The sequence below is a fragment of the Streptococcus sp. HMSC072D07 genome (assembly GCF_001814835.1).
Lineage (GTDB): Bacteria > Bacillota > Bacilli > Lactobacillales > Streptococcaceae > Streptococcus.
Genome location: NZ_KV818036.1, coordinates 1 through 24736, shown reverse-complemented (window position 1 = coordinate 24736; position 24736 = coordinate 1). Strand labels below are relative to the sequence as shown.

The window sequence follows — 24736 nt, the reverse complement described above, 5'->3', positions numbered from 1 at the left end:
GCTATGGCATCATCAAAGAGCCACTTGTATGGATAGTAGAAATGATACTATTCTTATAAAGTGGTTCTTTTTTTATATCTCTAGAGCTATGAAGTGAATGTGAGTAAACAGAGTTCTGTGTCAATGAAATCTTTATAGATATTTGATCAAAAAATTTGATCATTGTTCTCTCAGAATTAGAAGTTAAATCTATATTTTCGTCTAGAATCCTTGTAATTCTCCGAATTCTTTAAGATAATATTTTGCTCTTATTTCTCAGAAAAAGGTGTATAGTTCAAGGATTATAGAATTTTTTTACAAAAACCCTTGCTAAATTGTTTATTTATGCTATAATAGGAACAATAATTTTTAGGAGGTGCAGTATGTCTTATATGTTTGAGATATTACCAAGTTTATTGAACGGTGCAAGTATGACTCTTCAAGTCTTTGCTCTGGTCTTGATCTTTTCAATTCCTTTAGGTATTGTCGTTGCCTTTGCTTTACAAGTCCGCTGGAAACCCCTCCATTATCTGATTGACCTTTATATTTGGGTGATGCGAGGGACTCCCTTGCTCTTGCAATTAATCTTTATTTACTATGTTCTCCCTAGCATTGGGATACGTTTAGATCGTTTTCCTGCTGCTGTGATCGCTTTTGTATTGAACTATGCAGCCTACTTTGCTGAAATCTTTCGTGGTGGGATTGAAACCATTCCAAAAGGGCAGTATGAGGCTGCAAAAGTGTTAAAATTTAGCCCCTTTGCTACAGTTCGCTATATCATCCTTCCTCAAGTGACAAAGATTGTCTTACCGAGCGTCTTTAATGAAATCATGAGTTTGGTCAAGGATACTTCTTTGGTCTATGCTCTTGGGATTTCAGATTTGATTTTAGCAAGTCGGACAGCAGCCAATCGAGATGCTAGTCTTGTTCCTATGTTTTTAGCTGGAGCGATTTATCTAATCATGATTGGTCTTGTAACCATTGTAGCGAAAAAACTTGAGAAGAAGTACAGTTATTACAGATAGGAGGATTGCTATGTTAGAATTACGAAACATTAACAAGGCCTTTGGTGGCAAACAAATCTTAACCAATTTCAGCCTATCAATTCCTGAAAAGCAAATCCTTGCAATCGTAGGTCCATCAGGAGGCGGAAAGACAACCCTATTACGTATGCTAGCTGGATTAGAAACCATCGATTCTGGAGAAATCTACTATAACGGCGAATCGCTAGCTATAGACGAACTAGAAAAGCGCAATCTTCTGGGATTTGTTTTCCAAGATTTTCAACTCTTTCCACATTTGTCAGTTCTAGATAACTTAACTCTGTCGCCTATAAAAACAATGAGCATGGAGAAGGAAGTTGCTGAGAAGAAGGCGCGTGGTTTGTTAGAACAACTTGGGTTAGCTGGACATGCAGATGCCTTTCCATTCTCACTTTCAGGTGGGCAAAAACAACGGGTGGCCTTAGCACGTGCTATGATGATTAACCCAGAAATTATTGGATATGATGAGCCTACATCAGCCTTAGACCCAGAATTGCGATTAGAAGTAGAAAAACTTATCCTTCAAAATAAAGAGCGTGGGATGACTCAGATTGTTGTGACCCACGATCTTCAGTTTGCGGAAAACATTGCTGATCAGATCCTTAAGGTTGATCCAAAGTAGGACTAGGAGGTGCCTATGAAGAGAAAGAAAATTGCCCTTGTACTTGCTCTGTTCTTTAGCTTCTTCCTGACGGCTTGTACTCAAAAGGCAAGTGATCCAAATCAGGATAATTGGGCCAAATATCAAAAACAGGGAAGCATTACCATTGGCTTTGACAATACCTTTGTTCCCATGGGATTTGAGGAAAAGAATGGCCAGTATGCAGGCTTTGATATTGACCTGGCCCAAGCTGTTTCTGAAAAGCTAGGAATTCAGATTAAATTTCAACCCATCGACTGGGATATGAAAGAAACCGAACTACAAAACGGTACTATTGATGCCATCTGGAATGGCTATACAGCTACAGATGAACGGAAAGAGAAGGTTGCTTTTACCATTCCTTACATGGAAAATCAACAAGTTTTGGTCTCTAAAAAGTCTCAAAATATCCACTCAATTCAGGATATGACTGACAAAGTTCTAGGGGCCCAGGCAGGATCTTCTGGCTATTTGAATTTTGAACGACAACCTGAACTACTCAAGAATCGAGTGAAAGACCAGAAAGCCAATCAATACCAAAGTTTCAATGAAGCCTTGATTGATTTAAAAAATGATCGGATTGATGCCTTGTTGATTGACCGGGTATATGCCAATTATTATCTCCAGTCTGAAGGGATATTAAGCGACTACAATGTCTTTTCAGCTGGATTTGAAAGTGAAGCTTTTGCAGTGGGTGTTAGACCTGCTGATAAAACTTTGCTAGATGCTCTGAATCAAGCCTTTATCTCACTATACCAAGAAGGAAAATTCCAGGAAATCAGCCAGAGATGGTTTGGGGAAGATGTAGCCACCAGTCAAGTTAAAAATCAAGAATAAGAAAAGAGATTGAGTTTTTCCTCAGTCTCTTTTTTTTTATCAAAAAAACCTCTGGCAAGTACCAGAGGATAAGAGCTTATACTCAATGAAAATCAAAGAGCAAACTAGGAAGCTATCCGCAGGCTGCTCAAAACACTGTTTTGAGGTTGTAGATAAGACTGACAAAGTCAGGAACATATATCTACGGCAAGGAAACTCTGACGTGGTTTGAAGAGATTTTCGAAGAGTATTATTTCATTGTTGGGAAGAGCAATACATCACGGATAGTGGTTGTATCAGTGAGGAGCATGCAGAGACGGTCGATACCGATCCCCAAACCACCTGTTGGAGGCATACCGTATTCAAGGGCCTCGATGTAATCGTAGTCAATGCCAGTTGCTTCGTCGTCACCAAGTTCTTTAGCTTTCGCCTGGGCTTCAAAACGGCTAAGCTGGTCGATTGGGTCGTTCAACTCAGTAAAGGCATTACCGTACTCCTTAGTCATGATGAAGAGCTCAAAACGGTCAGTAAAGCGCTCATCTTCAGGATTTTTCTTAGCGAGTGGAGAGACAGCTACTGGATGTCCGTAGACAAAGGTTGGTTGGATCAAGGTTTCTTCAACAAATTCTTCAAAGAAAGCGTTGATGATGTGACCAACTTCAGTGTAGTGTTTTTCAACTGGAACTTTCTTCTCAGCAGCGATAGCTTTTGCTTCTTCGAAGGTCATGTCTTGCCAGAAGTCTACCCCAGTAATTTCTTTGATAGCATCCACCATATGAACACGTTTAAATGGTTCGTTGATTTTGATTTCAGTCCCTTGATAGTTTACTGGACCATCACCCTTAACTGCCTTAGCAGCGTGTTGGATAATACCTTCCGTCAAGTCCATGATATCTTGGAAATCTGCATAAGCTTGGTAAACCTCGATAGAAGTAAACTCAGGGTTATGAGTAGCATCCATTCCTTCGTTACGGAAGATACGGCCAATTTCATAGACACGTTCCATACCACCAACGATAAGACGTTTTAAGTGAAGCTCAGTCGCGATACGGAGCACCATGTCAATGTTTTGGGCATTGTGGTGAGTGATAAATGGACGAGCAGCAGCACCACCAGCTTCGTTGTGAAGAACAGGTGTTTCCACTTCAAGGAAACCTTTTTGATCAAGAAAACGACGGATTTCAGAGATGATTTTTGAACGAGTGACAAAGCGCTCAAAGCTTTCACGGTTCGAAATCAAGTCAAGGTAACGTTTACGGTAAATTGTTTCAACGTCTGTCAAACCGTGGAATTTCTCTGGAAGCGGGCGAAGTGCTTTAGACAAGTGAGTGATGTGAGTTGCCTTGATAGAAAGTTCTCCCATATCTGTACGCATCACTTCACCTTCGACACCAAGGAAGTCACCCAGGTCTGCTTTTTTGAAGATTTCGTAGTTTTCTTCACCGACTTCGTCTTTACGAACGTAGATCTGGATTTGACCTTCTCGGTCTTGAAGATGGGCAAAGCCAACTTTCCCTTTTCCACGTTTGGTTACTATGCGTCCAGCGATAGTAGCAGTTTCATTTAATTCATGTAATTGTTCTTTATCAAGTTCTGCAAATTTGTCTTTTAGCTCTTGTGAGTTAGCAGTACGTTCAAAACGTTTTCCGAAGGGATCGATTCCTTGTTCACGGAGCGCAGCCATTTTTTCACGGCGAACGATCTGCTGGTCATTTAGTTCTTCCATATGTTCTGTAGACATGGGTTCCTCCTAATTTTACTCAAAATTTGATACGATGAGTCATTTTTTGCGATACTCCCATTTTATCATAAATAGCAGAGAAATTCACGGATATTCTTTGAAAACTAAAAAGAACTTGACTATTAAGATCAAGTTCCATTATTTTCTTTGATAGGAAGTGTCATTCCATCTTTCCAGAGTGAAGGTTTCAAAATCCTCAGTGTCCAAAATTGTCAGACTAGCATTGGCCAAGCCTCCATCTTTGCGAAGGTGAGCCTCTTTATAGCCTAAGAGAGTGCGTAGGCTAGCAGTGAGATTTGCCCCATGCCCGACAATCAGAATGTTTTCAGCCGAACTTTCTTTCAGAGATTTGATAAACTGAATGGTTCGCTGAGTCGTAGAGTAGAGAGATTCGGCTTCAAACATCCTCGTATCAAACTGAGCTAGATTAGAGCGAAAGGCCTTGATTTGTTGCGGGTAGATGGCATTGAGCGTAGCGATTTTTAATCCCTCTAGTTTGCCAAGTTGCCATTCACGTAGGTCAGGAATGCTCTTTAAAGGACAAGGGGCCTGGAGTTGACTTTGGATAATTTCAGCAGATTTAACGGCTCTGGGTAAATCACTAGAATAAATCGTATCAAAAGGAATTTCCTTGAGATACTGGCCAAGTTGTTTTAGGATGTCAATGGACTCTGGAAGAAGGGGAGAGTCACCGCTAGCACCTTGAAAACGTCCTTCAAGATTCCAGACGGTACGACCATGACGAACAAAATAGAGTTCCATTACTTACTTTCCTCCAAGAGATCAGCAAAATCTGCTTTTACAAAGCTGGCTAAGTCTTGAGGTCGGATGATGATACTATGCCCAACTTCTCCAGCAGAAACAATCATTTGGTCCAAATCCAAAGCAGTCTGATCAATAAAAATGGGATAATTGTGTTTTTGGCGAATGCCGACGGGGTTATTAGCCCCATGAATATAGCCTGTCGTTTTTTCTAGGTCTTTTTGAGGAATCATGCTGACTTTTTTATTACCAGAAACCTTTGCTAGTTTTTTCTCAGCTAGGTGTTCTATTATGGGAACGATTCCGATGATTGGTCCCGTTTTGTCTCCTAATAGAGCCAAGGTTTTAAAGATATGAGTTCGATCATATTCCGAAGGAAGTTCACCCTCAAGCGCGTTGATTTGAATACCAGTATGGTCAATACCCGCCTTGGTCAAGATTTGCTCGACCAAGGTTTTTTTATTCTTAACTTTCTTTGCCATTATTTATACTTATCCTCCAATTGACTCATCCAGATACCAAGCCAAATGCCAAGTGCAAAGAAGAAGGCGATGAGAACATAGCTCACAATAGAAAGTCCAGTGTATTGGATACTTTCAGCATTTCCAGCATTTGGAATCAAAATCAAGAGAGTGCTTGACATCACAATCCCAATGATGAAGTGATACACACGCGAGTGGTAGTTGTTCAAGGCGTGGTCCATTAATTTTGAAAAAATGATGAGGGTTGCTCCTGCACCAATGCCGATAGGAAGGAAGGTTCCAAATAAATCAAAGGTTTTAAAACCAGTTAGCATAGGAGCATACAGTCCCAAAATCAAGAGTAGATTTGATGGACTTAAACCAGGCACCAAGACACCTAGAGCTAAAAGAGCACCCGCTAAGATGAAACTAGCGAAACTAGCACTGAGAGAACCAACAACAAAGTTTAGCGCGTAGAGCCCTAGGCCTGAAAGGATAAAGGTAGTCCAGAACCAGACTAGGTCAATCTTGTCACGATCAGATTCTCGAGTAGATTCTTTAAGGAGACTTGGAACTGTACCGATGATAGCTCCAGCAAAACTCCATAAAACATAGACCTGGTAATTTTCTAGCAGATACTCGATTGGATAAGAAAACAAACCAATACCTAGCAACATCCCGATTGCTACTGGGATAAAGTATAGGACATTCTCTTTAAAATCCTTAAAAGGATGAGCCAGAAAGCTAATCATTCGCTCGTAGATCCCCAAAATAGCTGCTAAAACACCACCTGAAATTCCAGGTAGGATAAATCCTAAGGCGATGACTATTCCCTTAATAACTCTTGCAATCCATGAAAACATCATAAAATCCTCAATTTCATAAAATTCTTTCTCTATTCTATCAATTATAACACAGACGAGAAGAAAATGAAAAAACAAGTGAAAAAGAGAGCAATTTTCACTTGTCTTATGGTCTTAAAAATAGTTTTCTGAAGGTTTCTTCTTTTTCCTTCAAGGTAGAAATGAGATTAATATCTAAATGATGTTCAAATCCAGCAATTCTTCCTTTTGAAGTATATTGATGGAGGTCATAGTCTAAATCAGTATTAGGCGTGGTTTCAAAGTAACCTGAATTCGTTCCATAAGATGGAATCCAGACAGCAGAGAACTTATCTGTATTGATACTATGCTCTTGCATAAAATAAACACCGATGTAAATTCCGATATTTTTGGCGCCAAGGGCTTCTAGTTTAGCCCTAAAAGCTTCAACACCTTCGTTCATATCGGACATTGTTTTTTCTTCAACATCGAGCCAATAGTAACTAGGGTTGTATGGAGAAGCAGCATTGTAGAAAACCTCAGCAGCTTTTTCCATTTTTTCCTTACTAGTACCTGCTAGATAGGCATAAACAGCAACTGGAACATTCCGCTTTTGAAATTCTGAAATATGATTTATATAGGCTTTATCGACACCATTGGCATAGGCGGCATTATTTGTTTCAGTATGCTGACCCCCATTGTGGACACGAACAATAACACCAGAAATATTTTGAGATAAGGTATCGTAGTTGATTTCCTCAGGACTTTGCCAACCAGAGACATCAATGATAGGTTTGTCAAGATTATGCAAGGCCTGATTTTCAACCTGGACTGCATTGGGTTTTGATTTGACAGGGTGGTCTTCATAAGTTGGTCTATTGAGGATCAAAATAGCTATAAATATAGTAAATAAAGTAAAAATAATAGCTGGATGAATCTTTTTTCTCATATTTAAATAGTTTAACGTAAATAGACAAAAAAATCAAAGAAAACATCGGAAAAAGTGAATAAATGGGCGTCTTTTCCCTATTTCTCTGTTTGTTTACTCCTAAGAAACTAAATTATGGTATAATATAAGGGAATTTCTAGAGAAAAGAGAAGATTATGTCAAATTATGCCATTATTTTAGCAGCGGGTAAAGGTACTCGCATGAAATCAGATCTTCCAAAGGTACTTCACAAAGTAGCAGGAATTTCGATGTTGGAACATGTTTTTCGTAGTGTTGGTGCTATTCAACCTGAAAAAACAGTTACTGTAGTTGGTCACAAGGCTGAGCTAGTTGAGCAAGTATTGGCTGGTCAGACAGACTTTGTTACCCAATCAGAACAACTAGGAACTGGGCATGCTGTCATGATGGCAGAGCCCATTCTCCAAAATCGTACTGGGCACACCTTGGTTATCGCTGGGGACACTCCTCTGATCACAGGTGAAAGTTTGAAAAACCTCCTGGACTTCCATATCAATCACAAAAATGTGGCGACTATTTTAACAGCTGAAGCAGCTGATCCTTTTGGATATGGTCGAATTGTCCGCAACGATAACGCAGAAGTTCTTCGTATTGTTGAGCAAAAAGATGCCTCTGACTTTGAAAAGCAAATCAAGGAAATCAATACAGGAACTTATGTATTTGACAATGAACGTCTTTTTGAAGCTCTTAAAAACATCAACACCAACAATGCCCAAGGTGAGTACTATATTACTGACGTGATTGGTATTTTCCGTAACGCAGGTGAGAAGGTTGGCGCCTATACTCTCAAGGATTTTGATGAAAGTCTTGGAGTAAACGACCGTGTGGCTCTTGCCACTGCGGAAGCAGTGATGCGCCGCCGTATCAACCAAAAGCACATGGTTAATGGTGTTAGCTTTGTCAATCCTGAAGCAACTTACATCGACATTGATGTTGACATTGCTCCTGAGGTCCAAATCGAAGCCAACGTTACCTTGAAAGGTCAAACGAAGATTGGTGCGGAGACTATTTTAACAAATGGAACTTATATCGTAGATAGTACCGTTGGAGCTGGAGCCGTGATTACGAATTCCATGATTGAGGAAAGTAGTGTTGCGGACAGTGTGACAGTCGGTCCTTATGCCCATATCCGTCCAGGTTCAAGTCTTGCTTCTCAAGTTCACATTGGAAACTTTGTTGAAGTAAAAGGATCTTCAATCGGTGAAAATACTAAGGCGGGTCATTTGACCTATATCGGAAACTGCGAAGTGGGTAGCAACGTTAATTTTGGTGCGGGAACTATTACAGTCAACTACGATGGCAAAAATAAATACAAAACTGTCATTGGCAATAATGTCTTTGTTGGATCAAACTCAACTATTATTGCTCCTGTAGAACTTGGGGATAATTCTCTGGTTGGAGCGGGTTCAACTATTACCAAGAATGTTCCTGCTGATGCCATTGCTATCGGCCGTGGACGACAAGTTAACAAAGATGAGTATGCAACACGCTTACCTCATCATCCGAAGAACCAGTAGGAGTTTGTCATGGAATTTGAAGAAAAAACGATTAGTCGGAAGGAAATCTATCAAGGTCCTATTTTCAAACTAGTACAAGATCAGGTGGAACTACCAGAAGGAAAGGGTACTGCCCAACGTGACTTGATTTTTCACAATGGAGCTGTTTGTGTACTAGCTGTGACAGCTGATGACAAAATCGTTCTCGTTAAGCAATACAGAAAGGCTATTGAGGCGGTTTCTTATGAGATTCCTGCTGGTAAACTAGAACTTGGTGAAAATGCTGATCCAATGGCGGCGGCCCTTCGTGAATTGGAAGAAGAAGTTGCATACACTGGTAAGTTAGAACTGTTGTACGATTTCTATTCTGCGATTGGATTTTGTAATGAAAAACTAAAACTCTACCTTGCTAGTGATTTGATCAAGGTGGAAAATCCTCGCCCACAAGATGATGATGAAACCTTGGAAGTTCTAGAAGTAAGTCTAGAGGAAGCCAAGAACCTGATCCAGTCAGGTCATATCTGTGATGCCAAGACCATTATGGCGATTCAGTACTGGGAACTACAAAAGAAATAGAGGAGAAACCCATGGGAAAACCTTTATTAACAGACGAAATGATTGAACGTGCCAATCGTGGTGAGAAAATCTCAGGACCACCTCTTCAAGATGACGAGGAAACAAAGATCCTACCAACGTCTTCACAACATTTTGATTATTCACGTTCTAGAGACCACGGTTTTAGTCAAGATACATTAACAATCGAAGTAGAACCAACGATTCATAAAAGTCGTCGCATTGAGAATACCAAGAGAAATGTTTTTAATTCAAAACTCAATCGCATCTTGTTTGCAGTCATCCTACTTTTGATTTTGTTAGTGTTGGCAATGAAACTCTTGTAATTGAAAGGACTTGAAATGAAAATTGGAATCATTGCTGCCATGCCAGAAGAACTCGTATATTTGACTCAAAATTTGGACAAAACTCAAGAAATCCAGGTCTTGGGGAACACCTACTACACTGGTTCTGTTGGCAATACAGAAGTTGTCCTAGTTCAGAGTGGGATTGGAAAGGTCATGTCGGCTATGAGTGTAGCGGTGTTAGCTGACCATTTTCAGGTAGAAGCCATTATCAATACAGGATCAGCAGGTGCTCTTGCCGAAGGGATTGCTGTGGGAGATGTAGTGATTGCGGATAAGTTGGCTTACCATGATGTGGATGTGACTGCTTTTGGTTATGCTTATGGCCAAATGGCTGGTCAACCTCTTTACTTTGAATCAGATAAGAAGTTCATCGCTAGGATTATAGAAAACTTATCTCAATTAGAGCAGACATGGCACCTAGGCTTGATTGCTACAGGGGACAGTTTTATAGCTGGTGATGATAAGATTGCTAGTATCAAATCCCACTTTCCAGATGTTTTAGCTGTTGAAATGGAAGGGGCTGCTATTGCACAAGCGGCTCAGGCTCTTGGCCTATCTTTCCTAGTCATTCGTGCCATGAGTGACAATGCCAATCACGAGGCCTCTATCTCTTTTGATGAGTTTATTATCGAAGCTGGACGTCGTTCTGCCCAAGTATTACTAGCCTTTTTAAAGGCCTTGGATTAAGCGGAAATTTGACAGTTTATCTAGCTTATGATAAGATTTAAATAAAGAAAAGCTAGAAAACGTTTCAGAGGATATTATGAGTATTGAAATGACCGTCAGTGAGATTGCAGAGGTCTTAGGACTATCTCGTCAAGCAATCAACAATCGTGTCAAAGAACTTCCAGAAGAGGACACGAAAAAAAATGACAAAGGTGTAACTGTAGTTACTCGAAGTGGCTTGATCAAGCTAGAGGAAATCTACAAAAAAACGATTTTTGAAGATGAACCAGTCAGTGATGATGTCAAACAACGCGAACTGATGGAAATCTTGGTCGATGAGAAGAATGCTGAAATTCTTCGATTGTACGAGCAACTCAAGGCCAAGGACCAGCAGTTGACAGAAAAAGATGAGCAGATGCGCATCAAAGACCGTCAGATTGCAGAAAAGGACAAACAGTTGGACCAACAACAACAGTTAACTCTTCAAGCCATGAAGGATCAAGAAACCTTGAAACTCGAGTTGGACCAAGCAAAAGAAGAAGTCCAAGCAACCAAAAAAGGCTTTTTTGCTCGCCTTTTTGGAGGAAAATAAAGAAGCTGTTTGGGTTACTCACTAACCTAATGGCTTCTTTTATTATTTATAGTTTAGTTTGGGTAGTAATTGAGGTAAATAATGGAAAAATTAAGAGATTATATCGCCTTTGATTTGGAATTCAATCAACACGAGGGGGTTACCCATTTAATTCAAGTATCGGCAGTCCGTTTTCAAGATGGACAAGAAAGTGCTACTTTTGATTCTTATGTTCATACTACAGCACCTTTAAAGAGTTTTATCAATGGTTTGACTGGGATCACAGCTGAAACCTTGAAAGATGCGCCAAAGGTAGAACAAGTTCTAAAAGATTTTCAGGCATTTGTCGGCAACTTACCTATCATTGGTTACAATGCAGCTAAGAGTGATTTGCCTATTCTATTGGAGCATGGTATTGATTATCGTGACCAGTATAAGGTTGATCTATATGAGGAGGCTTTTGAACGCCGTAGTTCTGATCTACACGGCATAGCCAATCTTAAATTGCAAACTGTTGCAAATTTTTTAGGCTTTCACGGGAAGTCTCATAACAGTTTAGAGGACGCCCGCATGACGGCGCGTGTTTACGAAGCCTTTTTGGAATCGAATGACGGAAAGCTATTAATAGAAGACCAGAGTAGTTTTTCTATGAATAATCCTTTCGGTGGCTTAGATTTATCCCAATTTTTAGATTAGGAGTGCCTATGAAACCTGAAAAACCTAAAAAGCTAGGTTTTAGGAAGATATACTATAACCTAGATAAGATTTTATTTCTATTTTTCTTGATATTTATGATGGTTGAGTTTGTCTGGCTACCATTGAATTCATGGATTGCTGGCATGCTTCTGAGACAAACTGGTTACTTGTTTATCTCCTACAATAACTTTTGGGCGATTATACAAGGCTCGCCTTTTATCAGTTTAGCCTTTCTCATCTTAATTGCAATCAATCTCCTGGTTGCTTATTTCCAGATTTGTCTTTTGTTTATCGGGGCCCGCCATCTTCTCTATCATGAAAAGAGAACTTTAATAGAGTACAGTAGAAAAGTATTTCACCAGAGCTTTTTATTCGTTAAGCGATTGAGCTTTTGTAAGATGGCCTTTGTCTTTTTTTACATTGCTTTGCTTTTCCCTTTTATTAGGAAAATTTTAAAAATCTACTATCTCAACAAGATTATTATCCCCGATTTTATCGTTACATATCTAGAAGATAAGAACTGGCTAGTAGGGCTGGTGATCATAGCATCCGCTTGGATCTTTCTCTACATCTCTGTCCGATTTATGTTTGCCCTTCCTAAGATTCTCTTTGAAAGAAAGACCGTAAGAGAAAGTGTGAAATATAGTCTCCAAAAGACAAAGAAAAATGTCCTTTTCTTCTCTTGGCATCTTTTACTCATTATTATTAAAACCTATCTCTTCTTCTTTGCTTTGTTAATTCCCTTGCTTTTTGCGCAAGCAGTGATGGATAATTTAACTCAAAAAGAATCCTTGATTCTCGGTGTGATTAATTTTGTCTTGATTAAAAATTTCCATTATATGACTCTGACTTACTTCTTAGTGAAGTTCGTTTCCTTCCTGACAGGAGAAGAGCTAGAGATTATGCCAAGGCGAAAGAAAGATCATCTGATGAGATGGGGTGTTATGGGGTGTGCAAGCATCTTCTTTGCGATAGAAGGCTACGTTTATCTGGAATCTCCGGATACCAATACACCTTTAGTGATTTCGCACAGAGGAGTAAGTAATAAAAACGGTGTTCAAAATACTGTTCAGTCTTTAGAAAAAACAGCTCAACTAAAACCAGATCTCATCGAAATGGATGTGCAGGAAACGAAAGACGGTCATTTCGTGATGATGCACGATGCCAACCTCAAAAATTTAACAGGTATTAATGCTACACCGCAAGATTTGACTCTGGATGAATTAACAAATACAGATATTCACGAGAATGGTTATCAAACAAAGATTTCAAGCTTTGATGCTTATTTAGAGCGTGCAAATGCTTTAAACCAAAAATTGCTGATTGAGATTAAAACCAGTAAAAAAGATAGTCCGCAAATGATGGACCATTTCCTCGAAAAGTATGGGGCGACTATCAAGAAATATGGACATCAGATGCAATCACTAGACTACCATGTGATTGATAAAGTGTTGAATTATGATTATGAAATTCCAGTTTACTTTATTCTTCCCTATAACAGTATCTTCCCAAGAACCAAGGCAACGGGTTACACTATGGAGTACTCGACTTTGGATGAATACTTTGTCAATAAACTCTGGACAACTGATCAGAGACTCTATGTTTGGACCGTAAATGGTTCGGAGGCATTTGATAAAGCAGTTCGTCTCGGCGCAGATGGCATGATTACTGATGATCTTGAAATGGTCCAGTCACAAGTCACAATGGCTCAAGACGATCCGGAATATACGGAATTACTCTTAAAGAAAGCAATGGAATTCTTTGATTTCTAAGAAAAAAAGAGAAACAGATGTTTCTCTTTTTTTGTGGATTAGAAAGGCAATTTTCCAGCAAAAGCTCCTAGTTTCTTCTTAGTCGTTTCATCAATTTGTTCAAGTGCTGCGTTAATTGCTTGCGCAGTCATGTCAGAAAGGGTTTCGAGATCTTCTGGATCTACAACTGCTGGGTTGAAGTCAATGCTGACAACTTTTTTGTCTCCAGTTAGGGTTGCTTGGACAAGGTCCTGAGCTGATTTTCCAACAAATTCCATGGCAGCGAGTTCTGCTTGGCTCTGTTCCATTTGTTTTTGAAGTTTTTGTGCTTGGCGCATCATGTTTTGCATGTTCATCATGGCGGTTTACAGTTTCCTTTTTCTATTATTTTCCTTTTTATTTTATCAATTTTAGGTGCAAAAGTCTATTATTTGTTTAATTCATTAGATATATGAACTTTTATAATGAGTCCCTTAAACAACTTTTAAGAAATTTACTATGCACACCTGGTATTCTTTGCGAAACAAATAAATTTCATTTAAGTTTTCTTTAAGGATTCTATTATATTCTAGAGAACTCTATGTTAACCGAACGTTAAGCAGAAAATATAGAGGATAACCTAATTTTATTTCTTAATTTGTTATAGTCTTTCCAGATTTAGTAACACATTGTTCACTTTTTACCTTTAATGGTGTGTTGATTAGACTAAATGACGCTCTGTCTTTTTTTCATGATGGAGACAGATTGTGATATAATAGATGGTAATGAGTTTTTTAGAATAAACTAAAGGAGAATATAAATGATCTATGCAGGAATCCTAGCCGGGGGAACTGGCACACGCATGGGAATCAGTAATTTACCAAAACAATTCTTGGAGTTGGGTGATCGACCTATTTTGATCCACACAATTGAAAAATTCGTCTTAGAACCAAGTATTGAAAAAATTGTAGTTGGAGTTCATGGAGACTGGGTGTCACACGCTGAGGACCTAGTTGACAAGTATCTTTCTCTCCACAAGGATCGCATCATCATTACCAAAGGTGGGGCTGATCGCAATACCAGTATCGAGAAGATTATAGAAGCCATTAATGCCTATCGTCCAATCACTCCAGAAGATATCGTGGTTACCCACGACTCTGTTCGTCCTTTTATCACACTTCGCATGATTCAGGACAATATCAAATTTGCTCAAGATCATGATGCGGTTGACACAGTAGTAGAAGCGGTTGATACCATTGTTGAAAGTACAAATGGTCAGTTTATCACGGATATTCCAAATCGTGCTCACCTCTATCAAGGTCAAACACCTCAGACATTCCGTTGCAAGGATTTCATGGATTTGTATGGTTCCCTATCTGATCAAGAAAAGGAAATCCTGACGGATGCATGTAAAATTTTTGTTATCAAAGGAAAGGATGTTGCTCTAGCTAAAGGGGAATATTCAAACCTTAAAATCACAACGGTGACAGACTTGAAAATCGCGAAAAGCATGATTGAGAAAGACTAAGGCTATGATTAATCAAATTTATCAACTGACCAAACCAAAGTTTATCAATGTAAAATATCAAGAAGAGGATATTGATCAGGAGAATCATATCCTGATTCGTCCAAATTATATGGCGGTTTGTCATGCGGATCAACGTTACTATCAAGGGAAGCGTGATCCAAAGATATTGGCTAATAAACTTCCTATGGCCATGATTCATGAGTCTTGTGGAACTGTTATTTCAGATCCGACTGGGACTTATGAAGTCGGTCAAAAGGTAGTTATGATTCCCAATCAACCGCCTATGCAGAGTGACAAGGAGTTCTACGAGAACTACATGACAGGAACCTACTTCCTATCTAGTGGCTATGATGGCTTTATGAGAGAATTTGTCTCTCTACCAAAAGATCGTGTTGTGTCTTATAATGACATTGAGGACACAGTTGCAGCCATTACTGAGTTTGTGAGTGTTGGTATGCATGCCATGGATCGTTTCTTGCATCTCGCTCATAGTAAGCGAGAGCGTATCGCTGTTATCGGAGATGGTAGTTTGGCCTTTGTTGTTGCAAATATTATCAATTATACCTTGCCAGAAGCAGAGATTATCGTCTTTGGTCGCCATTGGGAAAAACTAGAGCTCTTCTCTTTTGCAAAAGAGTGCTACATTACGGATAATATCCCAGAGGATTTGACCTTTGATCATGGATTTGAGTGTTGCGGTGGCGATGGTACAGGTCCGGCTATCAATGACTTGATTCGCTATATTCGTCCACAGGGAACGATTCTCATGATGGGAGTGAGCGAATACAAGGTTAATATCAATACACGAGATGCTTTGGAAAAAGGATTGTTATTAGTGGGATCGTCTCGTTCAGGACGCGTCGATTTTGAGAAGGCCATTCAAATGATGGAAGTTAAAAAGTTTGCGAATCGTCTGAAGAATATCCTTTATGTTGAAGAGCCTGTGAGAGAAATCAAGGACATTCATCGTGTCTTTGCTACAGACCTTAATACTGCTTTCAAAACAGTATTTAAGTGGGAAGTGTAGAAGATGGAGGTTAATTGTGGAGAAACTCATCAAAGAAAAAATTTCTTCTTTACTATCTGATGAAGAGGAAGTACTCAGTGTTGAACAGTTGGGAGGCATGACCAACCAAAACTATTTGGTTAAAACAACCAACAAACAGTATATTGTGAAATTTTTTGGTAAAGGGACTGAAAAACTCATCAATCGTCAAAATGAAAAGTACAATCTTGAACTTTTAGAGGATTTAGATTTAGATGTTAAAAATTACCTCTTTGATATAGAGTCAGGGATTAAAGTAAATGAATACATCGAATCGGCAGTAACTCTTGATTCAACATCTATCAAGTCCAAGTTTGAAAAGATTGCACCAATTTTACAAACCATCCATGCTTCAGGGAAAGAATTAAGAGGAGAATTTGCTCCCTTTGAGGAAATCAGCAAATATGAATCCTTGATTGAGGGACCTATCCCTTATGAAAACTATGAAGCTGTAAGAAAAGATGTATTTTCACTAGAAAAGAGATTGGCTGATTTGGGTGTTGATAGAAAGTCCTGTCATATCGATCTGGTACCAGAAAACTTTATCGAGTCACCTCAAGGTCGCTTGTATTTGATTGACTGGGAATACTCTTCTATGAATGATCCAATGTGGGACTTGGCAGCACTTTTCTTAGAGTCTGAATTTACAAAGCAAGAGGAGGATGATTTCCTTTCCTACTATGAAAGTGAAAAAACGCATGTATCACGTGAGAAGATTCGTATCTATAAAATCTTGCAAGATACTATCTGGAGTTTGTGGACAGTGTACAAAGAAGCTCAAGGAGCTGACTTTGGAGATTACGGTGTCAACCGTTACCAAAGAGCTGTCGAAGGTTTGACTTATTATGGAGGTTAGGATGAAGAATAAAAATGGTGTTTCTTTTGGTCTGCTCTCTGGTATCTTCTGGGGATTAGGTCTAACGATTAGTGCTTACATCTTTTCAATTTTTACAAATCTTTCACCTTTTGTGGTGGCTGCTGCTCATGATTTCTTGAGTATCTTTATCTTGTTAGCTTTTCTTTTGGTAAAAGAAGGAAAAGTTCGCCTCTCGATTTTCTTAAATATTCGAAATGTGAGTGTTATAATCGGAGCTTTACTAGCAGGACCAATAGGTATGCAAGCCAATCTTTATGCGGTTAAATATATTGGTAGTTCTCTAGCTTCATCCGTATCAGCTATTTACCCAGCAGTTTCAGTTTTACTGGCCTTCTTCATTTTGAAACACAAGGTTTCAAAGAATACAGTATTTGGTGTTTTCTTGATTATTGCAGCGATCATTGCTCAAACCTACAAGGTTGAACAAGTTAACTCGTTTTACATTGGAATTCTTTGTGCCCTTGTCTGTGCAATTGCCTGGGGGAGTGAAAGTGTTCTCAGCTCCTATGCTATGGAAAGTGATTTAAGTGAAATTGAAGCCTTGTTAATCCGACAAGTAACCTCATTCTTGTCCTATCTTGTGATTGTGCTCTTTTCACACCATTCATTTGCAGAAGTGGCAGATGGGCAGTTACTAGGCCTCTTGCTTGTCTTTGCGGCCTTTAACATGATTTCCTACTTAGCTTATTATATCGCCATTAATCGCTTACAACCTGCGAAAGCGACAGGTTTGAATGTGAGCTATGTAGTTTGGACTGTCTTATTTGCAGTTGTTTTCTTGGGTGCACCGCTAGATATGCTGACAATCATCACTTCACTTATTGTTATGGCTGGTGTTTATATTATTATTAAAGAATAAAGGAGATTCGTGTGAAAGCGATTATTTTGGCAGCGGGCTTAGGAACTCGTCTACGCCCTATGACTGAAAATACCCCAAAAGCTTTGGTTAAGGTTAATCAAAAACCTTTGGTAGAATACCAAATCGAGTTTTTGAAAGAGAGAGGAATTGATGAGATTATCATCGTTGTCGGTTACCTCAAAGAACAATTTGACTACCTAAAAGAAAAATATGGTGTCCGTTTAGTCTTTAACGACAAGTATGCTGATTACAATAACTTCTACTCACTTTATCTAGTAAAAGAAGATTTGGCTAACAGCTACGTCATCGATGCAGATAACTATCTTTTCAAAAATATGTTTCGAAACGATCTTAAACGTTCTACCTATTTTAGCGTTTATCGTGAAGACTGTACCAACGAGTGGTTCTTGGTTTACGGTGATGACTACAAAGTTCAAGACATTATTGTTGACAGCAAAGCTGGTCGCATTCTGAGCGGAGTATCATTCTGGGATGCACCAACAGCTGAGAAGATTGTTGGCTTTATTGATAAAGCTTACGAAAGTGGTGAATTTGTTGATCTCTACTGGGACAACATGGTTAAGGATAATATCAAGGAATTGGATGTCTATGTCGAAGAATTAGAAGGAAATAGCATCTATGAAATTGATAGTGTAAAAGATTACCATAAGTTAGAAGAGATTTTATCTACTATTTAAGTAAGGAAAGAGAAGAAGGCTTGTGCCTTCTTTTTTTGTGGATTTTATAACAAGAATGTTTGATATTGATTGTATTCTTTAAATGAAACAAAAATTACAAAAAAATGAACAAAATAAAACAAAAATTATTGACAACGATTTCATATAGTGTTATACTTATTACATAAAAGATAATTGAAAGAAGGGAAAATGTTATGGGATTAGATCATTTCTTTGACAAAAACCTGGTGTTTTGCTTAGAAGCGGATAATCAAGAACAACTCTTTGATCAGGTAGCAACCCTGTTGGAAGAACGAGAAATTGTAACTCCAACTTATCGTGAAGCCTTGATCACGCGTGAAAAGTCATTTCCAACTGGTTTAGATATGGAATTTCTAGGAAAGGACTTGCCAAATGTAGCTATTCCTCATACAGATATTGTTCATAATCTAGCTGAGAAAGTAGTGGTTGTTCGATTAGAAAAACCAGTAACTTTTCACAATATGATAGCTCCTGATAAGGAAGTAGAAGTATCCCTACTCTTCTTTATCATTAACAACTCAAGTTCAAGTCAAACAAATATTCTGGCTCAGTTGATGGACTTTTTCACAGGAAATGGACATCTAGAAGATTTATCAAAAATTTCCGAACCAGAAAAACTTTATGCTTACATTGCTGAAGCAACCGCTTAATCTTGTCTATTAAAAAATAAAATCGGAGGAATTCCAAATGATTAAAATTCTTGCTGCCTGCGGCGCAGGTGTTAACTCAAGTCACCAAATTAAAAGTGCTCTAGAAGAAGAACTTTCAAACCGTGGTTATGACGTTCACTGTGATGCAGTCATGGTGAAAGATGTAAACGAAGACCTTATCAAGGGCTACGATATCTTTACACCAATCGCTGCAACTGACCTTGGTTTTGAACCAGGCATTCCAGTAATTGAAGCTGGGCCAATCTTGTTCCGTATTCCAGCGATGAGCGCTCCAGTATTTGACAATATTGAAGCAGCTATCAAAGAACATGGACTAAGCTAATTTATTCTTTATCTTGTTAACATTCATATAACTAAAAAAACGGGAGGAACTATTATGGATGTCATTATCGAACTAGCCAATAAGCTGTTCAAACCTATCTTGGATATGGGTGGACCAATCATCATGCTGATCATTTTGACAGTATTGGCTCTACTTTTTGGAGTGAAATTCTCCAAAGCGCTTGAAGGTGGTATTAAACTTGCCATCGCTCTTACTGGTATCGGTGCCATCATCGGTATGCTCAACGGAGCTTTCTCAGCATCACTTGCGAAATTCGTTGAAAACACTGGTATCCAATTGAACATCACTGACGTTGGTTGGGCACCGCTTGCAACGATTACTTGGGGTTCTGCATGGACACTTTACTTCTTGCTTGTGATGTTGATTGTCAACGTTGTGATGCTTGCAATGAAGAAAACAGACACACTTGACGTTGATATCTTCGATATCTGGCACTTGTCAATCACTGGTCTTTTGATTAAATGGTACGCAGACAACAATGGAGTTAGCCAAGGGGTTTCACTCTTCATCGCAACTGCAGCAGTTGTCCTTGTAGGTGTTTTGAAAATCATCAACTCTGACCTGATGAAACCAACATTCGACGACCTTCTTAATGCACCAAGTTCATCACCAATGACTTCAACACACATGAACTACATGATGAACCCAGTTATCATGGTTTTGGATAAGATTTTTGAAAAATTCTTCCCAGGTCTTGATAAATATGACTTTGATGCTGCTAAATTGAACAAAAAAATCGGTTTCTGGGGATCTAAATTCTTCATCGGTTTCATCCTTGGTATTGTTATCGGTTTTATGGGTACTCCACAACCTGTTGAAGGACTTAAAGATGCTGCAAACTGGCAAGAAGTTATTAAAGGTTGGTTGTCTCTTGGTTTGACAGCCGGTGTAGCTTTGGAACTCTTCTCACTTATCGGATCTTGGTTCATCGCAGCCGTAGAACCACTTTCACAAGGTATTACAAACGTTGCTACTAAACGTCTTCAAGGGCGTAAATTCAACATCGGTCTTGACTGGCCTTTCATCGCTGGTCGTGCTGAAATCTGGGCTTGTGCTAACGTACTCGCTCCAATCATGCTAGTAGAAGCTGTGCTTCTTTCAAACGTCGGTAATGGTATCTTGCCTCTTGCAGGTATCATCGCTATGGGTGTGACTCCAGCTCTCTTGGTTGTTACACGTGGTAAATTGCTCCGTATGATTATCTTCGGAACACTCTTGTTGCCTCTCTTCCTTCTTTCTGGTACTCTTATCGCACCATTTGCAACAGAACTTGCTAAAGGTGTAGGTGCCTTTCCTAAAGGTGTAGATAGTGCTCAATTGATCACTCACTCAACTCTTGAAGGACCAATTGAAAAACTATTTGGTTGGGCAATCGGTAATGCTACAACAGGTGATATCAAAGCAATCCTTGGTGCAGCAGCCTTCCTTGTATTCTATGTAGGTATCTTTGCTTGGTATAGAAAACAAATGATCAAACGTAACGAAGAATACGCAGCAAATGCTAAATAATTCGCTCCTATAAAATGTAAATTGTGAAAACTAGGTTGTTAATTTCCTACATTGGGAGCGACAACCTAGTTTTTCGTATAAAAATCTAAAAATAGTTGGAGAACATTATGGTAATTGAAATCAAATCAGACCAGTTAACGGTCCAGTTTAAAACCTTAGGTGGCGCCTTGTCGTCAATCAAGGACCGAGAAGGCATTGAGTATTTGTGGCAAGGTGATGCCACTTACTGGAGTGGACAAGCGCCAGTACTTTTTCCAATCTGCGGCTCTTTAAGGGAAGATTCAGCCTTCTACAGTCATGCAGATGGAACGGAAACGAAAGGAAATATTCCTCGCCATGGTTTGGTCCGTAAAAAAGAATTTGACTTAGTTGAACAAACAGAAAACAGCGTAACCTTTTCTATTGAAGATGATGAGAATACTTATCAGAACTATCCTTATCATTTCCGTCTTGAAATCACTTATCTAGTGACCGGCAAGACTGTTCGTACTCAATACAAAGTCTTCAATAAAGAAACTAGCAAGGTCATGCCTTACTTTATTGGTGGACATCCAGGATTTAATTGTCCTCTACTTGATGATGAAGTCTATGAAGATTATTATTTAGAGTTTGAAAAAGAAGAGACTTGCTCTGTTCCACGTCCTTTCCCAGAAACTGGCATGTTAGACTTCCAAGATAGAAGTCCATGGTTGGATTCGCAAAAGCAAGTGGATCTCAGTTACGATCTGTTTAGTGTTGATGCAGTGACTTTGGATGAGTTGCAATCCGGAACAATTGCCCTTCGTTCTCGTAAACATGAGAAGGGATTAAAAGTACACTTCCAAGAGTTTTCAAATCTCATTATCTGGTCAACTTTGAATAAGGGACCTTTCATTGCCTTTGAACCATGGTCTGGATTATCAACTTCACTTGAAGAAGGAGATCATCTAGAAGATAAGAAGAATGTTCGTCTCCTAGAACCTGGTCAAGTAGATCAGATTGGTTTTGAGATCGAAATCTTATAATTTTAAAAAATATAACACAAAAACAAACATTTTCTGTTGACTTTTACGTAGAATAGGAGTATATTATGTTTGTAAGCAACAAATGATGTTTGTACAAACAAACAATCACTTGTTATATTCTTTCTAGGAACTTGATATCCTAGACTTGGATAAGCTATCGAACAGCTTATTCAATTAAGTTGTCAATAAACTGCTAGAAAGTCTTTTGTACTTATAATACTAGTTATAAAGTCTTTACTGGCCTAGAAAAATAAAAAGGAGTATACAATATGTCTATTGTTATCGGTGCAGATGCTGCAGGTTTAAGATTGAAAGAAGTTGTGAAAGACTTCCTAGAAAAAGAAAACTTCCACGTAGTGGATGTTACAGCAGAAGGCCAAGACTTTGTCGATGTGACTCTTGCAGTTGCTGCAGAAGTGAACAAAGAAGAACAAAATCTTGGTATCGTGATTGACGCTTATGGTGCTGGTCCTTTCATGGTTGCAACAAAAATCAAAGGAATGGTTGCTGCAGAAGTATCTGACGAACGTTCAGCTTATATGACTCGTGGTCACAACAACTCACGTATGATCACTATGGGTGCACAACTTGTTGGTGATGAATTGGCTAAAAACATTGCTAAAGGTTTTGTTCATGGTAAATACGACGGTGGTCGTCACCAAATTCGTGTCGATATGTTGAACAAAATGTGCTAATACTCTTCAAAAATCAAGATAATCTGTTGTCAGCTCACTTTAGCTAACCTCAGTTATGCTTGCAGCTCGCTTCCTAAGCTAATCTTGATTTTTATTGAGTAAGGATAAATGATATTAGATTTATATAATTAATCGGAGGGAATAACTAATGAGAATTGCAATTGGATGTGACCACATCGTAACAGATGAAAAAATGGCGGTTTCAGAATTTTTGAAATCAAAAGGATATGAAGTCATTGACTTTGGTACCTATGACCACACACGTACTCACTACCCAATCTTTGGTAAAAAAGTTGGTGAAGCCGTTACAAGTGGTCAAGCTGATCTTGGGGTATGTATCTGTGGTACTGGTGTTGGTATCAACAACGCTGTAAATAAAGTTCCAGGAGTTCGTTCTGCCTTGGTTCGTGATATGACAACAGCACTTTATGCAAAAGAACAATTGAATGCCAACGTTATTGGTTTTGGTGGTAAAATTACTGGTGAATTGCTCATGTGTGATATCATTGAAGCTTTCATCAATGCTGAATACAAACCATCAGAAGAAAACAAAAAATTGATTGCTAAAATTGAGCACGTTGAAACTCACAATGCTCATCAAGCAGATGCAAACTTCTTTACAGAATTCCTTGAAAAATGGGATCGCGGTGAATACCACGACTAAGAGGTGACGCATGATTTTAACAGTCACAATGAATCCATCCATTGATATTTCTTATCCTTTGGATGAATTAAAAATTGACACTGTCAACCGTGTGGTGGACGTGACCAAGACAGCTGGTGGTAAAGGTCTCAATGTTACACGAGTTCTTTCAGAATTTGGTGATTCTGTTGCTGCTACTGGTTTGGTTGGTGGTAAACTTGGTGAGTTTTTAGTAGAGCATATCGACGATAAAGTAAAGAAAGATTTCTTCTCAATTCAGGGAGAAACTCGTAACTGTATCGCTATTCTCCACGGAGACAACCAAACAGAAATCCTTGAAAAAGGACCTGAAGTTTTGGAACAAGAAGGGCAAGATTTCTTGACTCATTTCGAGAATCTTCTTGACACTGTAGAAGTAGTGGCCATTTCAGGTAGTCTTCCAGCTGGCCTTCCTGTTGACTATTATGCAAACTTGGTAGAGCTTGCTAATAAAGCAGAGAAACCAGTTGTTCTAGACTGCTCAGGTGCGGCTCTTCAGGCTGTCCTTGAATCACCACACAAACCAACAGTTATCAAACCAAATAACGAAGAATTGTCTCAGCTTCTTGGGAAAGAAGTTTCTGAGGATTTGGATGAATTAAAAGAAGTTCTTCAAGAGCCTTTATTTGCAGGGATTGAGTGGATTATCGTGTCACTTGGTGCAAATGGTGCTTTTGCAAAACATGGTGACACTTTCTACAAAGTAGATATTCCTAGAATTCAAGTTGTCAATCCTGTCGGATCTGGAGATTCTACTGTTGCAGGTATTTCATCAGGACTTCTTCATAAGGAATCAGATGCAGAACTCCTCATTAAGGCAAATGTCCTTGGAATGCTTAATGCTCAAGAAAAGATGACAGGTCATGTCAATATGGCCAACTATCAAGCTTTATATGATCAATTAATAGTAAAAGAGGTATAAAATGGTTTTAACAGAACAAAAACGTGCATGTTTAGAAAAACTTTCAGATGAAAATGGCATCATCTCAGCTCTTGCCTTTGACCAACGTGGTGCTTTGAAACGCCTCATGGCTCAATACCAAACAGAAGAGCCAACAGTCGCTCAAATGGAAGAACTCAAAGTCTTGGTTGCAGATGAATTGACAAAATACGCATCCTCTATGCTTCTCGACCCTGAGTATGGACTTCCAGCTACAAAAGCTCTTGCTCCAAATGCTGGTCTTCTCCTTGCTTATGAGAAAACTGGCTACGACACAACAAGCACCAAACGCTTGCCTGACTGTTTGGATGTTTGGTCTGCCAAACGCATCAAAGAACAAGGTGCAGATGCAGTCAAATTCTTGCTTTACTATGACGTAGATAGCTCTGACGAACTCAACCAAGAAAAACAAGCCTACATCGAACGCATCGGTTCAGAGTGTGTGGCAGAAGACATTCCATTCTTCCTTGAAATCCTCGCTTACGATGAAAAAATAGCTGATGCAGGTTCAGCAGAATACGCAAAAGTAAAACCACACAAGGTTATCGGTGCTAT

At 39.0% G+C, this 24736-nt stretch carries 29 protein-coding genes; 23 read left to right on the top strand and 6 right to left on the bottom strand.

All coding sequences use genetic code 11. From position 1 onward, the window contains the following. Window positions 1–362: 362 nt before the first annotated feature. From HMPREF2991_RS00815 to HMPREF2991_RS00805, 3 genes are read left to right on the top strand one after another with little or no spacing between them, the layout of a single operon-like run. Entirely contained in the window at window positions 363–1004 is a 642-nt protein-coding gene (locus HMPREF2991_RS00815) for an amino acid ABC transporter permease (RefSeq protein WP_070568689.1), read from the top strand. 10 nt (window positions 1005–1014) lie between these two features. Next, window positions 1015–1644, top strand: coding sequence for an amino acid ABC transporter ATP-binding protein (locus tag HMPREF2991_RS00810; protein WP_000891744.1), 630 nt, complete (start codon window positions 1015–1017; stop codon window positions 1642–1644). A gap of 15 nt (window positions 1645–1659) precedes the next feature. Then, the gene (locus HMPREF2991_RS00805) at window positions 1660–2499 is read left to right on the top strand and encodes an amino acid ABC transporter substrate-binding protein (RefSeq protein WP_070568686.1); all 840 of its coding nucleotides are present in this window, start codon (window positions 1660–1662) and stop codon (window positions 2497–2499) included. 229 nt (window positions 2500–2728) lie between these two features. On the opposite strand, the gene lysS is transcribed toward HMPREF2991_RS00805, so the two are convergent. The 5 genes from lysS to HMPREF2991_RS00780 form a co-directional block, all read right to left on the bottom strand. Continuing rightward, window positions 2729–4219, bottom strand: a complete 1491-nt coding sequence (gene lysS, locus HMPREF2991_RS00800; RefSeq protein WP_070568682.1) for a lysine--tRNA ligase — start codon at window positions 4217–4219, stop codon at window positions 2729–2731. A 138-nt stretch (window positions 4220–4357) separates the two neighbouring features. Continuing rightward, entirely contained in the window at window positions 4358–4981 is a 624-nt protein-coding gene (locus HMPREF2991_RS00795) for a histidine phosphatase family protein (protein ID WP_070568679.1), read from the bottom strand. Then, window positions 4981–5463, bottom strand: a complete 483-nt coding sequence (locus tag HMPREF2991_RS00790) for a YbaK/EbsC family protein (protein ID WP_070568674.1) — start codon at window positions 5461–5463, stop codon at window positions 4981–4983. Before HMPREF2991_RS00790 ends, HMPREF2991_RS00795 begins: the two co-directional genes overlap by 1 nt. Continuing rightward, window positions 5463–6305, bottom strand: a complete 843-nt coding sequence (locus HMPREF2991_RS00785) for a DUF368 domain-containing protein (RefSeq protein WP_070568671.1) — start codon at window positions 6303–6305, stop codon at window positions 5463–5465. The genes HMPREF2991_RS00790 and HMPREF2991_RS00785 overlap by 1 nt, the downstream gene beginning before the upstream one ends. Before the next feature lie 106 nt (window positions 6306–6411). Beyond that, window positions 6412–7212, bottom strand: a complete 801-nt coding sequence (locus HMPREF2991_RS00780; RefSeq protein ID WP_070568667.1) for a glycoside hydrolase family 25 protein — start codon at window positions 7210–7212, stop codon at window positions 6412–6414. A gap of 155 nt (window positions 7213–7367) precedes the next feature. Here HMPREF2991_RS00780 and glmU point away from each other — a divergent pair, with 155 nt between their 5' ends. From glmU to HMPREF2991_RS00745, 7 genes are all read left to right on the top strand, one after another. After that, entirely contained in the window at window positions 7368–8747 is a 1380-nt protein-coding gene (gene glmU / locus HMPREF2991_RS00775; RefSeq protein ID WP_000073755.1) for a bifunctional UDP-N-acetylglucosamine diphosphorylase/glucosamine-1-phosphate N-acetyltransferase GlmU, read from the top strand. A 9-nt stretch (window positions 8748–8756) separates the two neighbouring features. Next, entirely contained in the window at window positions 8757–9302 is a 546-nt protein-coding gene (locus HMPREF2991_RS00770) for an NUDIX hydrolase (protein WP_000393790.1), read from the top strand. A gap of 11 nt (window positions 9303–9313) precedes the next feature. Next, window positions 9314–9625 (top strand): cell wall synthase accessory phosphoprotein MacP, encoded by a 312-nt coding sequence (gene macP / locus HMPREF2991_RS00765; RefSeq protein WP_000517870.1) that lies wholly within the window; start codon window positions 9314–9316, stop codon window positions 9623–9625. A 15-nt stretch (window positions 9626–9640) separates the two neighbouring features. Next, complete coding sequence (locus HMPREF2991_RS00760; RefSeq protein WP_025171000.1) at window positions 9641–10333, top strand: 5'-methylthioadenosine/adenosylhomocysteine nucleosidase; 693 nt, start codon at window positions 9641–9643, stop codon at window positions 10331–10333. A gap of 76 nt (window positions 10334–10409) precedes the next feature. Next, complete coding sequence (gene rocS / locus HMPREF2991_RS00755; protein WP_000021250.1) at window positions 10410–10904, top strand: chromosome segregation protein RocS; 495 nt, start codon at window positions 10410–10412, stop codon at window positions 10902–10904. A gap of 81 nt (window positions 10905–10985) precedes the next feature. Further along, a complete protein-coding gene (locus HMPREF2991_RS00750; protein WP_000413628.1) occupies window positions 10986–11579 on the top strand; it encodes a 3'-5' exonuclease in 594 nt (197 codons plus the stop codon). 8 nt (window positions 11580–11587) lie between these two features. Beyond that, the gene (locus tag HMPREF2991_RS00745; protein WP_070568664.1) at window positions 11588–13351 is read left to right on the top strand and encodes a glycerophosphoryl diester phosphodiesterase membrane domain-containing protein; all 1764 of its coding nucleotides are present in this window, start codon (window positions 11588–11590) and stop codon (window positions 13349–13351) included. Between the two features lie 38 nt (window positions 13352–13389). Here the strand turns inward: HMPREF2991_RS00745 and HMPREF2991_RS00740 are convergent, their stop codons facing one another. Beyond that, complete coding sequence (locus tag HMPREF2991_RS00740) at window positions 13390–13689, bottom strand: YbaB/EbfC family nucleoid-associated protein (protein WP_000981515.1); 300 nt, start codon at window positions 13687–13689, stop codon at window positions 13390–13392. 440 nt (window positions 13690–14129) lie between these two features. On the opposite strand from HMPREF2991_RS00740, the gene HMPREF2991_RS00735 reads away from it, so the two are divergent. From HMPREF2991_RS00735 to HMPREF2991_RS00675, 13 genes are all read left to right on the top strand, one after another. Continuing rightward, window positions 14130–14837: an IspD/TarI family cytidylyltransferase gene (locus HMPREF2991_RS00735; RefSeq protein ID WP_044020847.1), complete on the top strand. Its 708-nt coding sequence runs from the start codon at window positions 14130–14132 to the stop codon at window positions 14835–14837. A gap of 4 nt (window positions 14838–14841) precedes the next feature. Then, on the top strand, window positions 14842–15864 hold the full coding sequence (locus HMPREF2991_RS00730; RefSeq protein ID WP_070568661.1) for a ribitol-5-phosphate dehydrogenase: 1023 nt from the start codon (window positions 14842–14844) through the stop codon (window positions 15862–15864). 16 nt (window positions 15865–15880) lie between these two features. Continuing rightward, window positions 15881–16738 (top strand): phosphotransferase family protein, encoded by an 858-nt coding sequence (locus HMPREF2991_RS00725; RefSeq protein WP_000413086.1) that lies wholly within the window; start codon window positions 15881–15883, stop codon window positions 16736–16738. 1 nt (window position 16739) lies between these two features. Continuing rightward, window positions 16740–17618 carry a DMT family transporter gene (locus HMPREF2991_RS00720; RefSeq protein WP_000791841.1) on the top strand — a complete coding sequence of 293 codons (879 nt, stop codon included), beginning with the start codon at window positions 16740–16742 and terminating at the stop codon, window positions 17616–17618. Between the two features lie 11 nt (window positions 17619–17629). Then, a complete protein-coding gene (locus tag HMPREF2991_RS00715) occupies window positions 17630–18316 on the top strand; it encodes a sugar phosphate nucleotidyltransferase (protein WP_070568658.1) in 687 nt (228 codons plus the stop codon). Between the two features lie 194 nt (window positions 18317–18510). Continuing rightward, window positions 18511–18987, top strand: a complete 477-nt coding sequence (locus HMPREF2991_RS00710; RefSeq protein WP_070568655.1) for a PTS sugar transporter subunit IIA — start codon at window positions 18511–18513, stop codon at window positions 18985–18987. A gap of 37 nt (window positions 18988–19024) precedes the next feature. Beyond that, the gene (locus tag HMPREF2991_RS00705; RefSeq protein WP_000590551.1) at window positions 19025–19330 is read left to right on the top strand and encodes a PTS sugar transporter subunit IIB; all 306 of its coding nucleotides are present in this window, start codon (window positions 19025–19027) and stop codon (window positions 19328–19330) included. Between the two features lie 54 nt (window positions 19331–19384). Beyond that, the gene (locus HMPREF2991_RS00700; RefSeq protein ID WP_070568652.1) at window positions 19385–20860 is read left to right on the top strand and encodes a PTS galactitol transporter subunit IIC; all 1476 of its coding nucleotides are present in this window, start codon (window positions 19385–19387) and stop codon (window positions 20858–20860) included. 107 nt (window positions 20861–20967) lie between these two features. Continuing rightward, window positions 20968–21864, top strand: coding sequence for an aldose 1-epimerase family protein (locus HMPREF2991_RS10525; RefSeq protein ID WP_083303891.1), 897 nt, complete (start codon window positions 20968–20970; stop codon window positions 21862–21864). Between the two features lie 269 nt (window positions 21865–22133). Beyond that, window positions 22134–22559 (top strand): galactose-6-phosphate isomerase subunit LacA, encoded by a 426-nt coding sequence (lacA, locus tag HMPREF2991_RS00690; RefSeq protein WP_049537609.1) that lies wholly within the window; start codon window positions 22134–22136, stop codon window positions 22557–22559. Between the two features lie 148 nt (window positions 22560–22707). Beyond that, entirely contained in the window at window positions 22708–23223 is a 516-nt protein-coding gene (lacB, locus tag HMPREF2991_RS00685; protein WP_001216921.1) for a galactose-6-phosphate isomerase subunit LacB, read from the top strand. A 10-nt stretch (window positions 23224–23233) separates the two neighbouring features. After that, on the top strand, window positions 23234–24163 hold the full coding sequence (locus tag HMPREF2991_RS00680) for a tagatose-6-phosphate kinase (protein WP_070568649.1): 930 nt from the start codon (window positions 23234–23236) through the stop codon (window positions 24161–24163). Between the two features lies 1 nt (window position 24164). Beyond that, window positions 24165–24736 (top strand): tagatose 1,6-diphosphate aldolase (locus tag HMPREF2991_RS00675; protein WP_142350308.1); only part of this gene is annotated, 572 nt, incomplete at its 3' end.

Bases quoted from the DNA above. Each gene is read 5' to 3' on its own strand.
- macP (WP_000517870.1), top strand. From the start codon at position 9,314: ATGGGAAAACCTTTATTAACAGACGAAATGATTGAACGTGCCAATCGT.
- HMPREF2991_RS00815 (WP_070568689.1), top strand. From the start codon at position 363: ATGTCTTATATGTTTGAGATATTACCAAGTTTATTGAACGGTGCAAGT.
- HMPREF2991_RS00740 (WP_000981515.1), bottom strand. From the start codon at position 13,689: ATGATGAACATGCAAAACATGATGCGCCAAGCACAAAAACTTCAAAAA.
- HMPREF2991_RS00795 (WP_070568679.1), bottom strand. From the start codon at position 4,981: ATGGAACTCTATTTTGTTCGTCATGGTCGTACCGTCTGGAATCTTGAA.
- HMPREF2991_RS00770 (WP_000393790.1), top strand. From the start codon at position 8,757: ATGGAATTTGAAGAAAAAACGATTAGTCGGAAGGAAATCTATCAAGGT.
- HMPREF2991_RS00780 (WP_070568667.1), bottom strand. From the start codon at position 7,212: ATGAGAAAAAAGATTCATCCAGCTATTATTTTTACTTTATTTACTATA.
- HMPREF2991_RS00785 (WP_070568671.1), bottom strand. From the start codon at position 6,305: ATGTTTTCATGGATTGCAAGAGTTATTAAGGGAATAGTCATCGCCTTA.
- HMPREF2991_RS10525 (WP_083303891.1), top strand. From the start codon at position 20,968: ATGGTAATTGAAATCAAATCAGACCAGTTAACGGTCCAGTTTAAAACC.
- HMPREF2991_RS00760 (WP_025171000.1), top strand. From the start codon at position 9,641: ATGAAAATTGGAATCATTGCTGCCATGCCAGAAGAACTCGTATATTTG.
- HMPREF2991_RS00810 (WP_000891744.1), top strand. From the start codon at position 1,015: ATGTTAGAATTACGAAACATTAACAAGGCCTTTGGTGGCAAACAAATC.
- lysS (WP_070568682.1), bottom strand. From the start codon at position 4,219: ATGTCTACAGAACATATGGAAGAACTAAATGACCAGCAGATCGTTCGC.
- glmU (WP_000073755.1), top strand. From the start codon at position 7,368: ATGTCAAATTATGCCATTATTTTAGCAGCGGGTAAAGGTACTCGCATG.
- HMPREF2991_RS00730 (WP_070568661.1), top strand. From the start codon at position 14,842: ATGATTAATCAAATTTATCAACTGACCAAACCAAAGTTTATCAATGTA.
- HMPREF2991_RS00790 (WP_070568674.1), bottom strand. From the start codon at position 5,463: ATGGCAAAGAAAGTTAAGAATAAAAAAACCTTGGTCGAGCAAATCTTG.
- lacB (WP_001216921.1), top strand. From the start codon at position 22,708: ATGAGAATTGCAATTGGATGTGACCACATCGTAACAGATGAAAAAATG.
- HMPREF2991_RS00750 (WP_000413628.1), top strand. From the start codon at position 10,986: ATGGAAAAATTAAGAGATTATATCGCCTTTGATTTGGAATTCAATCAA.
- HMPREF2991_RS00680 (WP_070568649.1), top strand. From the start codon at position 23,234: ATGATTTTAACAGTCACAATGAATCCATCCATTGATATTTCTTATCCT.
- HMPREF2991_RS00745 (WP_070568664.1), top strand. From the start codon at position 11,588: ATGAAACCTGAAAAACCTAAAAAGCTAGGTTTTAGGAAGATATACTAT.
- lacA (WP_049537609.1), top strand. From the start codon at position 22,134: ATGTCTATTGTTATCGGTGCAGATGCTGCAGGTTTAAGATTGAAAGAA.
- HMPREF2991_RS00705 (WP_000590551.1), top strand. From the start codon at position 19,025: ATGATTAAAATTCTTGCTGCCTGCGGCGCAGGTGTTAACTCAAGTCAC.
- HMPREF2991_RS00735 (WP_044020847.1), top strand. From the start codon at position 14,130: ATGATCTATGCAGGAATCCTAGCCGGGGGAACTGGCACACGCATGGGA.
- HMPREF2991_RS00710 (WP_070568655.1), top strand. From the start codon at position 18,511: ATGGGATTAGATCATTTCTTTGACAAAAACCTGGTGTTTTGCTTAGAA.
- HMPREF2991_RS00720 (WP_000791841.1), top strand. From the start codon at position 16,740: ATGAAGAATAAAAATGGTGTTTCTTTTGGTCTGCTCTCTGGTATCTTC.
- rocS (WP_000021250.1), top strand. From the start codon at position 10,410: ATGAGTATTGAAATGACCGTCAGTGAGATTGCAGAGGTCTTAGGACTA.
- HMPREF2991_RS00700 (WP_070568652.1), top strand. From the start codon at position 19,385: ATGGATGTCATTATCGAACTAGCCAATAAGCTGTTCAAACCTATCTTG.
- HMPREF2991_RS00805 (WP_070568686.1), top strand. From the start codon at position 1,660: ATGAAGAGAAAGAAAATTGCCCTTGTACTTGCTCTGTTCTTTAGCTTC.